Origin of the sequence: Viridibacillus arvi, assembly GCF_001274945.1 — a bacterium.
Taxonomy (GTDB): domain Bacteria; phylum Bacillota; class Bacilli; order Bacillales_A; family Planococcaceae; genus Viridibacillus; species Viridibacillus arvi.
On sequence record NZ_LILB01000009.1, the window covers coordinates 205,261 to 218,501 of the forward strand.

General features: G+C 37.8%; 15 protein-coding genes. 12 read left to right on the plus strand and 3 right to left on the minus strand.

Translation table 11 applies throughout. The features are described 5' to 3' along the window. Window positions 1-9: 9 nt before the first annotated feature. Window positions 10-867 carry a VOC family protein gene (locus tag AMD00_RS22190; RefSeq protein ID WP_053419174.1) on the minus strand — a complete coding sequence of 286 codons (858 nt, stop codon included), beginning with the start codon at window positions 865-867 and terminating at the stop codon, window positions 10-12. A gap of 147 nt (window positions 868-1,014) precedes the next feature. Here AMD00_RS22190 and AMD00_RS22195 point away from each other — a divergent pair, with 147 nt between their 5' ends. From AMD00_RS22195 to AMD00_RS22220, 6 genes are all read left to right on the plus strand, one after another. Next, complete coding sequence (locus AMD00_RS22195; protein ID WP_053419175.1) at window positions 1,015-1,320, plus strand: winged helix-turn-helix transcriptional regulator; 306 nt, start codon at window positions 1,015-1,017, stop codon at window positions 1,318-1,320. Window positions 1,321-1,397: 77 nt separating this feature from the next. Further along, window positions 1,398-2,321 carry a UDP-N-acetylmuramate dehydrogenase gene (murB, locus tag AMD00_RS22200; RefSeq protein ID WP_211258691.1) on the plus strand — a complete coding sequence of 308 codons (924 nt, stop codon included), beginning with the start codon at window positions 1,398-1,400 and terminating at the stop codon, window positions 2,319-2,321. Window positions 2,322-2,411: 90 nt separating this feature from the next. Next, window positions 2,412-3,164 (plus strand): exodeoxyribonuclease III, encoded by a 753-nt coding sequence (locus AMD00_RS22205; protein ID WP_053419177.1) that lies wholly within the window; start codon window positions 2,412-2,414, stop codon window positions 3,162-3,164. A 116-nt stretch (window positions 3,165-3,280) separates the two neighbouring features. Beyond that, a complete protein-coding gene (locus AMD00_RS22210; protein ID WP_053419178.1) occupies window positions 3,281-5,656 on the plus strand; it encodes a penicillin acylase family protein in 2,376 nt (791 codons plus the stop codon). Window positions 5,657-5,675: 19 nt separating this feature from the next. Further along, window positions 5,676-6,047: a fluoride efflux transporter FluC gene (locus AMD00_RS22215; RefSeq protein ID WP_053419179.1), complete on the plus strand. Its 372-nt coding sequence runs from the start codon at window positions 5,676-5,678 to the stop codon at window positions 6,045-6,047. Then, window positions 6,044-6,394, plus strand: coding sequence for a fluoride efflux transporter FluC (locus tag AMD00_RS22220; RefSeq protein ID WP_053419180.1), 351 nt, complete (start codon window positions 6,044-6,046; stop codon window positions 6,392-6,394). Before AMD00_RS22215 ends, AMD00_RS22220 begins: the two co-directional genes overlap by 4 nt. 39 nt (window positions 6,395-6,433) lie before the next feature. Here AMD00_RS22220 and AMD00_RS22225 read toward each other — a convergent pair whose 3' ends face one another. After that, window positions 6,434-7,414: a P1 family peptidase gene (locus AMD00_RS22225; RefSeq protein WP_053419181.1), complete on the minus strand. Its 981-nt coding sequence runs from the start codon at window positions 7,412-7,414 to the stop codon at window positions 6,434-6,436. 164 nt (window positions 7,415-7,578) lie between these two features. Here AMD00_RS22225 and AMD00_RS22230 point away from each other — a divergent pair, with 164 nt between their 5' ends. The 3 genes from AMD00_RS22230 to AMD00_RS22240 are packed head-to-tail and all read left to right on the plus strand — an operon-like array spanning window position 7,579 to window position 11,178. Next, window positions 7,579-7,944, plus strand: a complete 366-nt coding sequence (locus AMD00_RS22230) for an ArsR/SmtB family transcription factor (protein ID WP_053419182.1) — start codon at window positions 7,579-7,581, stop codon at window positions 7,942-7,944. Further along, on the plus strand, window positions 7,904-10,039 hold the full coding sequence (locus AMD00_RS22235; protein ID WP_053419183.1) for a heavy metal translocating P-type ATPase: 2,136 nt from the start codon (window positions 7,904-7,906) through the stop codon (window positions 10,037-10,039). The genes AMD00_RS22230 and AMD00_RS22235 overlap by 41 nt, the downstream gene beginning before the upstream one ends. A 29-nt stretch (window positions 10,040-10,068) precedes the next feature. Next, window positions 10,069-11,178, plus strand: a complete 1,110-nt coding sequence (locus tag AMD00_RS22240; protein WP_053419184.1) for a GNAT family N-acetyltransferase — start codon at window positions 10,069-10,071, stop codon at window positions 11,176-11,178. Between the two features lie 42 nt (window positions 11,179-11,220). Here the strand turns inward: AMD00_RS22240 and AMD00_RS23345 are convergent, their stop codons facing one another. Further along, complete coding sequence (locus AMD00_RS23345; protein WP_157059314.1) at window positions 11,221-11,376, minus strand: lmo0937 family membrane protein; 156 nt, start codon at window positions 11,374-11,376, stop codon at window positions 11,221-11,223. A 96-nt stretch (window positions 11,377-11,472) separates the two neighbouring features. On the opposite strand from AMD00_RS23345, the gene AMD00_RS22245 reads away from it, so the two are divergent. The 3 genes from AMD00_RS22245 to AMD00_RS22255 all read left to right on the plus strand — a co-directional run bounded on the left by AMD00_RS22245 (window position 11,473) and on the right by AMD00_RS22255 (window position 13,171). Then, entirely contained in the window at window positions 11,473-11,781 is a 309-nt protein-coding gene (locus tag AMD00_RS22245) for a late competence development ComFB family protein (RefSeq protein ID WP_245639582.1), read from the plus strand. 83 nt (window positions 11,782-11,864) lie between these two features. After that, a complete protein-coding gene (gene mntR, locus AMD00_RS22250) occupies window positions 11,865-12,284 on the plus strand; it encodes a transcriptional regulator MntR (RefSeq protein WP_053419185.1) in 420 nt (139 codons plus the stop codon). A gap of 26 nt (window positions 12,285-12,310) precedes the next feature. Further along, on the plus strand, window positions 12,311-13,171 hold the full coding sequence (locus tag AMD00_RS22255) for a CvfB family protein (protein WP_053419186.1): 861 nt from the start codon (window positions 12,311-12,313) through the stop codon (window positions 13,169-13,171). Window positions 13,172-13,241: the final 70 nt, after the last annotated feature.

Genomic DNA, 13,241 nt, shown 5'->3' on the forward strand with positions numbered 1-13,241 from the left:
ATTTTATGTTTATACATAGAAAATCATGTCACTCTTATTTAAATCTTTTACAATTATTTTCCCCTCTTTTTCAGAGAATGAAACATTGTAGGTTTGTAAACTTTCTTTCAGTTTGTAAAATTCATCTTCTGAAGATAGCTTAAGAGAGTAGCCTATTAATCCAGTAGCATTTTCTGGTGGGAGTGGAGCACCTACTCCTTGCCAAATATTTGTTGCAATGTGGTGATGATAACCACCAGCAGACATAAAGAAAGCTGAATCCATAAAGTTAGTCATTAAATCTAATCCTAGAGCCTCTAAATAGAAGCGGCTTGTTGCATCGTCTAAGTTCGTAACGTTTAAATGCATATGGCCTAAAATTGTACCTTCCGGGAACCCTGTCCATGTACGCTCAGATTTATATAAAGCCATTATGCCTTTGAAATCGATCGGTTCAGTAGCTGTGTTCACTTGACCGTTTGGTTCAATCAGCCACTCACTTCTTGGTAGATCTCGGTATATTTCAATTCCGTTGCCTTCTGGATCACTTAGATAGAAAGCTTCAGAGTAAAGGTGGTCACCTGCTCCAGAGATAGGAGCACCAATTTCTAATAAATTTCCGATAACATACGCTAAATCTTCGCGACTTGGTACTAATATTGCGAAGTGGAAAAGACCTGTAGTACGTGTAGGTCTAGGAACAACGTCCTGTGTAGTAGTTAATATTAGAATTGGTTGAGTACTACCTGCACCAAATATAACTTCTGTAGTGGATTCCTTAATAATATGGAATCCTAACATTTGATAAAACTCTTTTTGTTTTTCTAGAGATTGTACACGTAACTGTACATATCCTAACGCCATTTTGGGATCTAGTTTGAAAGTCAAAGTAGTTCCTCCTCTCAAATAATTCTTACCACTTACTTTTCGTAACTAACTATAAAATAATAAATTACTTACGTCAAGTAAATAAGTTACCGAAAGTTTACTTTTTAAAATAATCCCGCTACAATAGCATATATAGAGGTGAAACAAATGAAGGAATCAGCATTATGCCCTCGTTTAGCAAAATCTATGGATTTGATAGGTAAACGCTGGATGGGCTTAATTTTATATCAATTATTAGATGGACCACAGCGCTTTAATGAAATTGAGTCATCGATGCCAATTAGCGGGCGACTGCTATCTGAGCGTCTAAAAGAACTTGAAAAAGAAGGTATTGTAGAGCGCCATGTGTATACTGAAGTGCCTGTTCGAGTAGAATATACTTTGACAGAAAAAGGCCAAGGTTTAAAAGGTGCAATCGATGAGATTGAAAATTGGTCAAAAAGATGGCTTTAAGTGAAAATCACTTGTAAAAATGCCGTTGTCTATTCATACTATGAAGGAATAGAAGTTTAGAAAGGAAAGGTCTTTCAATAATGAAACAACAATGGGCAGCAAAATTATCTACTATAGTAAATCCAGCAAACGTTAAAATAGATGAACCACTAGATCAATACACGATGACAAAGCTTGGCGGTAGCGCCGATGTATTTGTCATGCCTTCTACTGAAGAAGAAGCAGTTGCAATCGTAAATTATGCGACTAACAATGATATCCCGATTTTGTTATTAGGGAATGGCTCTAATATGGTTGTACGTGATGGAGGAGTTAGAGGAATTGTCCTTAACTTTTCGAAATTGGATGAAATCCGTATTGATGGCACAACTGTTTATGCACAAGCAGGTGCATTGCTTAAAGACGTATCAATAGCAGCGGCAGAGGCAACTTTAACAGGTCTAGAATTCTCATGTGGTATTCCAGGATCTATTGGTGGCGCAATGGCTATGAATGCCGGTGCATATGGCGGGGAAATAAAAGATGTTATTTTACAATCAACTGTACTAACACCAACAGGCGAAAAATTAGTTTTAAACAAAGAACAACTTGATCTAAGCTATCGTAAAAGTATTATCTCTAAAAAAGGCTACTACGTATTATCTTCTGAGTTTGAATTACAACGAGGCGATCAACAAGAAATTGATGCAAAAATTGCTGAGCTAACATTTTTGCGTGAATCGAAGCAACCGCTTGAATATCCTTCAGCAGGAAGTGTTTTTAAGCGCCCTCCAGGTTACTTTGCGGGTAAACTGATTCAAGACAGTGAACTACAAGGTAAAGGTGTAGGTGGTGCAGAGGTTTCTACGAAACATGCTGGCTTTATCGTAAACAAAGGCGGCGCAACAGCTACTGATTACATCAACACAATAAAAATGGTGCAAGCAACTGTGAAAGAGAAATTTGATGTTGATTTAGAATTAGAAGTGAAAATCGTTGGTGAAGAACCTTCTAAAAACTGATCATTGTAAATTTTATTAAACTAAAAACTACAGAGAACGCCTTTCGTATTACATGCGGAAGGCGTATTTATATTTAAAGGGGAGCTCACTATGAAATTTGTATCTTGGAATGTTAATGGAATTCGAGCGTGCTTAAAAAAGGGTTTTTTAGATTATTTTAATGAAATGGATGCGGACTTTTTCTGTATTCAAGAGTCAAAATGCCAAGATGGACAAGTTGAATTAGATTTGCCCGGCTATGAGCAATATTGGAATTATGCAGAGCGCAAAGGCTATTCAGGTACGGCTATTTTTACAAAACATACGCCATTGTCCGTTAAATATGGTGTTGGTGACCAATCAACGCAAGAAGAGGGACGTATCATTACATTAGAATATGAAGATTTCTATTTAGTAAATGTGTATACACCAAATTCAAAACGGGACTTAGCGCGTCTTGATTACCGAATCGAATGGGAGGATGAATTACGAGGCTACTTACAATCCTTAGACGAGGTAAAGCCTGTTATTTATTGTGGTGATTTGAATGTTGCTCATGAAGAAATAGATATAAAAAATGCTAAGGCTAATATAGGGAATTCTGGTTTCACAGAAGAAGAGCGTGGCAGAATGACAACATTGTTAGGTTCAGGATTTACAGACACTTTCCGTTATCTATATCCAACGCAAACAGATACTTATACGTGGTGGTCTTATATGAATAAAGTAAGAGAGCGGAATATTGGCTGGCGAATCGATTACTTTATCGTTTCAGATCGTTTGCAAGAGAAAATAGAAAGTGCGGAAGTACATGCTAGTATTCTAGGGAGTGACCATTGTCCAATCGTATTAAAAATAAAATAATATGTTTTATATAGAAAAATCACGTTTTTTGTCGAAAAATCGTGGTTTTTTATTTTATTTAAAAGGGGAAAACACTTCGAGAGCCGAATATAATAGGAGTAAGGGGAGGCGAAATTATGGTCAAAGAGAAAAAGCGTGGACGATTATGGAAATGGCTAAGCTGGACTATAGGTGTTTTAATACTTATTGCATGTGGTGCACTTATTTTTGTTAACGGTTACATAGGAAAGTCTAAACCAAAAATTGATGGCGAAATGCAAGTAGCAGTATTGGATGAAAATGTGAAAGTAGTAAGAGATGACAAAGGAGTACCACATCTTACAGCTAAATCGGATGCAGATTTATATCGAGCGCAAGGTTTTGTGCAAGCTCAAGATCGATTATTCCAAATGGATTTAGCGAGAAGACAGGCAAGCGGTAGACTGGCAGAGGTCGTCGGTGAGTCTGCAGTAGATACGGATAAGTTCTTCCGTACATTTAGTTTGCGTGCGGCTGCCGAAAAATCTGAAGCGGGTTATTCACAAGAGGCTAAGCAAGTTTTAGCTTGGTATGCTGAAGGTGTAAATGCATTTATGGAACAGGCAAAGAAAGAGGGTGCTTTATCGTATGAATTTCGTTTGCTTGGCTATGAACCTGAGCCTTGGACAGCAGTGGATTCATTAACGATTGGTAAATACATGGCTTATGATTTAGGTGGCCATTGGGATATGTTAGCGTTTAGACATTGGGCATTAAACAATTTATCTGATGAAGAAGCTAAGGAATTATTCATTAAGTATCCAGAAAATGCGAAGTCAATTATTGCAGCTAATAAAAAAACACCTGTTAATGTTGCAGGACAGTTCGATGCATCACTAATACCTCATGAATTTAATGGTAGTAATAACTGGGTAGTATCGGGTAGTAAAACAGAGTCAGGTAAGCCTTTACTAGCCGATGATCCACATTTAGGTTTAAGTACACCATCAATTTGGTATCAAATGCATTTGGAAACACCTACGCAGAATGTAAGTGGAGTTATTTTCGCGGGAATACCTGGTATTATTTTAGGGCATAACGAGAAAATAGCATGGGGCGTGACGAATGTTGGTCCAGATGCGCAGGATTTATATATAGAAACACCCAACCCAAGTAATGCAACTGAATTTAAATATGAAGGCAAATGGGAAAAGGCTACAGTACGAGATGAACCAATCAAAATTAAAGGTGGTAAAACGGTAGACTTTGAAGTTGTAGAAACGAGACATGGTCCAATTATTTCAGATTTAGCATTTAAGAAGGAAAAACCAACTGCAGTCTTCTCAATGCAATGGACCGCTCTAGAACCAACGCTAGAATTACAAGCGATCCTGAATATGAACCGTGCTGAAAATTGGGAGCAATTCGAAACAGCTTTAGAGGATTTCCAAGCACCAGCACAAAATTTTGTTTTTGCTTCAGAGGACGGTACGATTGCTTATAAAGCCAATGGTCGAATTCCAATTCGTAAAAAAGGTGATGGGCAGCTACCGGTTCCAGGAGACTCAGCAGAATATGATTGGAAAGGGTATATTGATTACGATAAATTACCAAAAATCGTGAACCCAGCTGAAGGCTTCATTGCGACAGCGAATAATGAAGTGGTTGGTGATGAATATCCATATCATATTTCGGACTTTTGGGCACAACCATATCGATATGAACGAATTTCTGAAGTGCTAGAAAGCAAAAATAAGCTAACAGTAAAAGATATGCAAAACTTGCAAATGGATCAGAAGGACTTATATGCAGGTGAGTTTTTGAAAGATATGCTAGGCTCGGTAAAACAAGTTGATAGTAAAAAAGAATATAAGGACATTTTGAAAATGATGGAGGACTGGAATCAAGTCGATTCAAAAGAATCTGGTGCCCCGTTAGTATTCAACTTGTGGATTATTAATATTCAGAAGGAATTGTTTGAAGATAATTTACCAAAAGATGTGTACGAAATGATGCCTGGTAAATACAATATTACAGATGAAATTATGCGCCAAGCCTTTGCAGGAAAACAAGGTGCATGGGTGACCAAAGCAGGTGGTATTGATAAGCTTATGTACAATTCCTTTAAAAGGACAATTCAAGATATTGAAGCTGAGTTCGGTAAAAACGCCGAAAAGTGGCAATGGGGAGATTATCATCAGTTAACATTTAACCACCCATTATCGGCAGCTTCTCCAATTCTAGCAAAATTACTTAATCCAAAGCCAGTACCAATCGGAGGTTCTAAATTTACAGTACAAGCGGCTGCAAACAAAGAAAATGGTAATGTAAATCACGGGGCATCTTGGCGTTTTGTTGCAGATTTAAGTGATTTATCGAAGGGATATCATATTGTGGGACCTGGGCAAAGTGGTCATATGAAGTCTGAGTGGTATAACGACCAAGTTGACGATTGGGCGAATGGCAAGTATCATGAAACCATTATTACAGGTGATGTGCCTAATGGTAAGAAATTATTATTAAAGGCTCAATAACTTAGAAGGTGTTTTATTAATGGTAGAAATAATATCGGTAGCTCTGGGTGGTATGATAGGAGCAATACTTCGCTATTGTGTGACTATAACAGTGCCCACTGAATGGATGTTGTGGGTTGTCAATGGTATTGGAAGTGCCATATTAGGGATTCTAAACGGTCTATTTATTAGATATAAACCATCCAATTCATTGCGACTTCTCTTAACAACAGGTATGTTAGGAGCATTTACGACATTTTCCACTTTTTCTGCAAGTTGGTTTGCTCTCATGCAGACTAACAAGTTATTAGCAATCTGTTATGCAATTATGATGACAGCTGTTTGCGTTGCTTTAGCCTCTTTTGGTTACTTATGCACAGCACCAAAAGTAAAAGCAGGTGAACGATTATGATTTGGCTATTAATTGCTGCAGGTGGTGGGCTCGGTGCTACCACTCGCTATGGTGTGATAGAGTGGATGAAGCATAAGGAGCAGCCCTTTTTTATAGCTACCTTTCTTGTAAATAGTGTTGGTTCGCTATTAATGGGGATGGCTTTACATCTAGGAGCAGAACAAGCGACGCTTTCTTCATTCTTCACAATTGGCTTTTTAGGTGCATTCACTACATTTTCTACATTTGCTTTTGACGTTGTAAAATTAATAGAAGAACGTGATTATCGGGCAATGCTATTGTATCCAGTACTCACATTATTTGTCGGGATCGTTTTCGTAACGCTTGGTTGGCAAATATTCTCTTAATACCAAAAGGAAGCTCGGCAAAAATGCCAAGCTTCCTTTTTATAATTGTCCTTTGCTAATCATACGATTCTTCCGTCCAGTTGTCGTTTCAGCATGTAGTAAAGATTGGTATATAGATTCTTCAGTTGCCTCAATCACTGCTTGGAAAAGGTTATTCATAACGTCTGTATCATCACGTAATATTGAATATTCTTCAGTCATTGAATTTGATGTGTGCGGAATTGTATATGCATTTGAAAAGCTGATAATAATATCACCACTACCATTGTGGATATGTGTACCTGTTCTACCTAAGCCAATGGAAGCACGTTTAGCCAAGCGTTTTAGTTGACGTGCATCAACTGGAGCATTGGTGGCGACAACGATAATGACTGAACCATCTGGTTTGTCGATTTGTTCCTGTTGCCAGTTAGCGAATTTGCATTCATGGGCATTACCAAAGTTGGTTAAGGATAATACTCCAACTGTATACGGTTGATCTTCGTTCTCTACAATTCTAGAAGAGGAGCCAATTCCTCCTTTGACACCATAACAAATCATACCTTTACCAGCACCCACAGCTCCCTGTTGAACATAGCCACTCTCAGCGTGTTGGATTGCATTTTGTGCATGCTCGGGTCTAACGGCCATTAAACGCATGCTATTTAAATGACTATCATTACACTCTCCAACAACAATATTAAGTGAACTAGTAGAATCTCCAATTGACGGATTTTCTTGCAACATATGCTGCAAAGTGCCTTCTAAAACTGCACCAACACTAAATGTGTTTGTTAGCATGATAGGAGATTCTAATACACCCAACTCTTCTATTTGTATAAGGCCTGCTGTTTTACCAAAGCCGTTTAATACAAAACTTGCAGCAGGTACTTTTTGTTCAAATAGATTTTGGTTATGAGGTAAGATGGCTGTTACACCAGTGCAAATTGTATCTTCTTCATCAATCTTCTTATGTAGTGTGACATGGCCAACATGTACATTTGGGACATCCGTTATAGCATTCCATCGCCCTTTATTCATACCTAATCTCTCCTAACAACCTTTTCATTAATTATATTGAATATTCCGAATATAAACAATGAAGAAAAATGTCTTGAACAATCAAACAGATATTTGAATAATATATGTAAAAAATGTATACTGTTATCAACAATCAAATGGATGTTTGAATGAGGAGGTACAAGATGCAAAAAGATTTGTGTGAAGTAACTAAAGTACATGAAGAAGCGGTAGAACGAGTACAAAGTCAAATTCCTGAATTGCAGAAGTTAGCCCAATTCTTTAAAGCATTTTCAGATGAAACACGATTAAAGATTCTATACGCATTAACAATTGAAAAATCATTGTGTGTCTGTGATGTAGCAGCCATTATTGGTTCATCCACAGCCACAGCTTCACATCATTTACGCTATTTACGTGAAAATGCTTTAGCAAAATCACATCGCGAGGGAAAACTAATTTATTATGAACTTGCGGATGACCATGTTGAACAGCTTGTGAAAATTGCATATGAACATTCGAAAGAAGGGGATTGCATTGAAGAAAAGTGAGCAACAGGAATATCGATTGCAGAATTTATCTTGTGCAAGTTGTGCAAAAAAGTTTGAGAAAAACATTCAAAATATCTCTACAGTAGAAGAAGTCCAATTGAATTTTGGAGCAGCTAAGCTCACTGTAATAGGAGAAGCATCAATAGAGCAACTTGAAGAAGCAGGTGCCTTTGATGGCATAAAAATTAAACGTGCAGATGACAAAAGGGTAGAGAAAAATACTCCCTTTTTTAAAAAGAAAGAAAATATTTTAGCTGGTATTTCGTTAGTATTCGTTTTAGCAGGCTATTTAATAGCATCGTTTAAAGGCGATGATTATTTACCAGCAATTGCGCTATTTTTATTAGCCATAGTGATTGGTGGATATGATATTTTCAAAACAGGATTTAAAAATTTATTCCGATTAGAATTTGATATGAAAACGTTAATGACGATTGCGATTATTGGAGCTGCAATAATAGGTGAATGGCAAGAAGGGGCAGTTGTTGTCTTTTTATTTGCTGTTAGTGAGGCGTTAGAAGCGTATTCAATGAATAAAGCCAGACAGTCAATTAGTAGTTTGATGGATATTGCACCAGCAACTGCAATGGTACGCAGAGGTAATCAATTAGTAGAACTTGCTACAGAGGACATTCTAATTGGTGATATTTTAATTGTTAAACCCGGTCAAAAGATTGCTATGGACGGTAAAGTACAAAGTGGTATTTCAAGTGTTAACCAAGCTCCAATTACGGGTGAATCTATTCCAGTGAAGAAAGAAATAGGTGACGAAGTATTTGCTGGAACATTGAACGAAGAGGGCGCATTAGAAATCGTTGTTACGAAGCATGTAAAAGATACAACGATTGCGAAAATTATTCATTTAGTAGAAGAAGCCCAGGCAGAAAAAGCTCCTGCCCAAAAGTTTGTAGATCAGTTTGCAAAATATTACACACCACTGATTATTTTAATCGCTCTATTAGTGGCATTTGTAACACCGCTATTTTTGGGAGATTGGAATCATTGGATATATCAAGGGTTGGCTGTTTTAGTAGTAGGTTGCCCATGTGCACTTGTTATTTCAACCCCAGTGGCTATCGTTACTGCAATTGGAAACGCAGCAAGACAAGGAGTTCTTATAAAGGGTGGAGTTCATCTAGAGCAACTGGGGCGTATAAAGGCAATTGCTTTTGATAAAACAGGTACCTTAACAAACGGTGTTCCTGAGGTAACAAATGTATTAGTAGCGGATCATATAACGGAAGAAACTTTGATTCGTTTAGTAGCTGCAGTGGAACAGTCATCACAGCATCCGTTAGCTCGAGCGATTTTACAATATGCTAGAGAACACAAAGTACAACCAGCTATTGCAGAGCAATTCCAATCTGTTACAGGTAAGGGAGCCTATGCGGAAATAGAGGGTGCACGTATTTCTGTAGGGAGTTTAACGTGGATTCAAGAAACCGTAAGTGTTCCTAAAGCTATGCAATCTGCTATTAGCAATCTTCAAAAAGAAGGGAAATCTGTCATTGCTGCAATGTCTGGGGAAACTTTCCTTGGTTCTATAGCAATAGCGGATAAAGTTCGTAGTAATAGTGTAAGTGTTATTCAAAAACTTCGCGCCAATGGTATTGCACATACGGTCATGCTAACTGGTGATGCTGAGCCCACAGCCCGAGCGATAGCACAGGAGCTTCAGTTAACAGATATTCGTGCTGGATTATTACCTGAAGATAAACTACAGGCAATGAAGGAATTACAGTCACAGTATGGTTCTGTTGCTATGGTTGGTGATGGTATAAATGATGCTCCTGCCTTAGCGAATGCAACAGTTGGTATTGCGATGGGTGGTGCTGGTACAGATACAGCATTAGAGACAGCGGATGTCGCATTAATGGCTGATGACCTTGAAAAGTTGCCATATACGATAAGACTTAGTCGAAAAACGTTGCGAATTGTTAAAGAAAATATTATGTTTGCATTAGGGCTAAAATTGATAGCATTACTTCTAATAATTCCAGGATGGTTGACACTCTGGATTGCTATCTTTGCAGATATGGGTGCAACCCTACTAGTAGTATTAAATTCGTTACGTTTAATGCGCATGCAGAAATAACGGTATCGTGTAATCGGAGGTCGAGTGTTGTGAAACTAATAGAGTGGACAATGGAGGAACAGGAGCAGTTAATTCATTTTATGACGATGAATACGTGGCCGTATCACGTCAATTCTCATCCTGGTCGTGAACTAATTGAAAAAGCGATTGATGAGGGTGGCTACGAATCAGAAGAAGTGAAGACGTTCTGGTTAGAAAGCAATGAAGGTGAAAAGGTAGGTATGGTGAAAATCTATGATTTACAAGATGAAATACCCCTTTTTGACTTACGTATTGCGGAGAATTGGCGAGGATTAGGGCATGGAACTGCTGCATTAAGACTTATATCAGATTATGTATTTCGTATGCCTGAAAAGAAAATTCGTCTTGAAGGGCATACACGACAAGATAACTTCCCTATGCGCAAAACGTTTGAACGTGCAGGTTTCTTAAAAGAAGCACATTTAAGACAAGCGTGGTTTGTGCCAAAAGAATATGCATATTACGATGCTGTCACATACGGCATCACTCGTGAAGACTTTTTAGAAGGTAAAACAACGCCAGTTAGTTGGGATGATGAAAAAGTGAAAGAGGAAGTTCGTTTCCAAAAAAACTGGGACTTCCCTAACTCATTTAATTCTGAAAGATTGATAATACGTATGCCACTTATGGAAGATGCCGAAGTAGTTTGGGATTCGATTATTCAATCAGCAAGTTCATTAAAACAGTATATGCATTGGGCGCAAACTTTGCCTAAATCTGAAGAGACAAGAGAGAATATTCGACTAGCTATTGCAGATTTTTTTGCTAGAAAAGAATTGAGATTGCATATATTTTTGAAAGAAACAGGGGAATTTATAGGTAGCTCTGGTTTACACAAAATCGATTGGGATATTCCGAAATTTGAAATTGGCTATTGGTTAGATGTACGTCATGAAGGTAAGGGTTATATGACAGAAGCAGTCGAGCGAATTACACAATTCGCTTTTGAAGAGTTACACGCAGCACGTATAGAAATTCGTTGCGATACTGAAAATCTTCGTAGTCGGGCCGTTGCTGAACGAGCACAGTATCAGTTAGAGGGTATCTTTAAAAATGATTCCCTTTCTGCTAACGGTAAAGCATTGCGAGATACTTGTATATACGCGAAAACACAATAAAAAAAACGAATGCCAATGCGTTTACGCATTGGCATTCGAATGTTATAATGATTTCCTTCCTGCCAGTAACTGAACGAAGAACAGAATACCTGCAAGAACTAAGATAATGTGGATGAGACCGCCGCCGATTTTAAAAAGAAAGCCAAGTAACCAAAATACGATTAAAATACTGATAATCCACCATAGCAGTTTCCCCATTAGGAACACCCCTTTTGTTGTTATGCATAAACAATTCCCCTTATTTAAAAACTTAAACATAAGGGAATTGTCGGAAGTAATTGAAGGAGAGATAATATGACGGAACAAATGAATACCTCGCCAGTTACAGAAGAAGCACAATTGTTGAACGTAACTGAAGAAATCGTGCGAGGGCTTGTGTCGTTCACCATTCATGGTCCTGACTATCCAACATTTTGTCGCTGTCAAAAATGTGAATTAGATATATGTGCTATTACGTTGAATCATTTAGATAATCACTTTGTGACAACAAAAGAAGAACGTGAGAAAGTGTACGCTATTTTAAAGACACCCGATAGTATTGAACAAATCAATAGACAAATTATTCATGCAATTCACATTGTCAGCCATAAATCTGGACATTAAAAGACAATCCTCTGATATAGGTTACGTTTTATTAGTGCTTGTAGTAAACTATAGAGTAGGATACGGAAAGAGAGGGACATGAGATGCCGACACCGAGTATGGAAGACCACATCGAACAAATCTATTTATTAATTGATCAAAAGGGCTATGCACGCGTTTCGGATATCGCTGAAGCATTGTCAGTTCTTCCTTCCTCTGTTACCAAAATGGTTCAGAAGCTTGATAAAGATGGTTACTTAGTGTACGAACGTTATAGAGGCCTCATGTTGACCCCTAAAGGCTCCAAGCTAGGCAAGCGTTTAGTAGAACGACATGATCTACTAGAGAATTTTTTAAGACTAATTGGTGTAGATGAAGAACGAATTTACAATGATGTTGAAGGAATCGAGCATCATTTGAGTTGGAATTCCATAGACCGTATTGCAGATCTTATACAAGTAATGGAAGAAAATCCTGCATTTATTCAACAGCTTGAGGAGTTAAAAACTCAGCAAAGTGAATGATATGTCATATGAAGGGAGCTAGATGTATGGCAGAATTACAATCAGGCGATATCGTTAAACTATTTGTGAAAGAAAAACAAGATTCAAAGTATATTCTTACTAATGATTTTGTTGATATTCCACTTAATATTTCGGAAGTAACGGAGCCTTTAGAATTAAACAGTAAAATTGAGGTATTTTTATTCGCTGACCGTAGAGGAAATCTATCAGCTACAACAGCTATACCTAATATTAATAAAGATGAATACGGCTGGGCACGCGTATTACATGTAAAAGATCGTGATGGTGCTTATGTTGATATTGGTACTTCAAGAGAAGTATTGGTACCAGCGGAAGACTTACCGAAGCTTAAGCCGCTATGGCCAGAGCCAGGTAATCATTTATTCATCACGTTGCGCACAGATCGTGATGGAGGGTTATTCGGACGACTTGCTACAGAAGAAAAGGTATTGGAAATGTATGAAGATGCAGAACCAGAACTTTTCAACCAAAATATTATTGCTCGTCCGTATCGTTTATTGCCAGTTGGAACTTTCCTTATTGGCGTAGATAAGCCTTATCGTATTTTCGTACACGAATCAGAGCGTAATGCAGAGCCTCGCCTTGGTGCAGATATCTCAGTACGTGTAATTGAAGTGAAAGAAGATGGTACGATCAACGCTTCAATGTTGCCACGTAAGTATGAACGTCTATCAGATGACGCTGAAAAAATCTTCGCTTACTTACAAGAAGTTGGCGGTAAAATGCCATTCGGAGATAAATCGTCACCTGAGGAAATTAAAGAGATGTTCCATATGAGTAAAGCAGCATTTAAACGTGCTTTAGGAACATTAATGAAGGCCGGTCGAATTACACAAGTAGATGGCTGGACAGAACTTAAAGACTAAAATTGAAGGAGCAAAAGTAGAAAGTTTCCATACTTTCAGAAACTTTTTGCTCCTTTTTTTCGTATTAATA

Bases quoted from the DNA above. Each gene is read 5' to 3' on its own strand.
- AMD00_RS22245 (WP_245639582.1), top strand. From the start codon at position 11,473: ATGACGGAACAAATGAATACCTCGCCAGTTACAGAAGAAGCACAATTG.
- AMD00_RS22210 (WP_053419178.1), top strand. From the start codon at position 3,281: ATGGTCAAAGAGAAAAAGCGTGGACGATTATGGAAATGGCTAAGCTGG.
- AMD00_RS22255 (WP_053419186.1), top strand. From the start codon at position 12,311: ATGGCAGAATTACAATCAGGCGATATCGTTAAACTATTTGTGAAAGAA.
- AMD00_RS22205 (WP_053419177.1), top strand. From the start codon at position 2,412: ATGAAATTTGTATCTTGGAATGTTAATGGAATTCGAGCGTGCTTAAAA.
- AMD00_RS22235 (WP_053419183.1), top strand. From the start codon at position 7,904: ATGAACATTCGAAAGAAGGGGATTGCATTGAAGAAAAGTGAGCAACAG.
- AMD00_RS23345 (WP_157059314.1), bottom strand. From the start codon at position 11,376: ATGGGGAAACTGCTATGGTGGATTATCAGTATTTTAATCGTATTTTGG.
- AMD00_RS22220 (WP_053419180.1), top strand. From the start codon at position 6,044: ATGATTTGGCTATTAATTGCTGCAGGTGGTGGGCTCGGTGCTACCACT.
- AMD00_RS22225 (WP_053419181.1), bottom strand. From the start codon at position 7,414: ATGAATAAAGGGCGATGGAATGCTATAACGGATGTCCCAAATGTACAT.
- mntR (WP_053419185.1), top strand. From the start codon at position 11,865: ATGCCGACACCGAGTATGGAAGACCACATCGAACAAATCTATTTATTA.
- AMD00_RS22230 (WP_053419182.1), top strand. From the start codon at position 7,579: ATGCAAAAAGATTTGTGTGAAGTAACTAAAGTACATGAAGAAGCGGTA.
- AMD00_RS22195 (WP_053419175.1), top strand. From the start codon at position 1,015: ATGAAGGAATCAGCATTATGCCCTCGTTTAGCAAAATCTATGGATTTG.
- AMD00_RS22215 (WP_053419179.1), top strand. From the start codon at position 5,676: ATGGTAGAAATAATATCGGTAGCTCTGGGTGGTATGATAGGAGCAATA.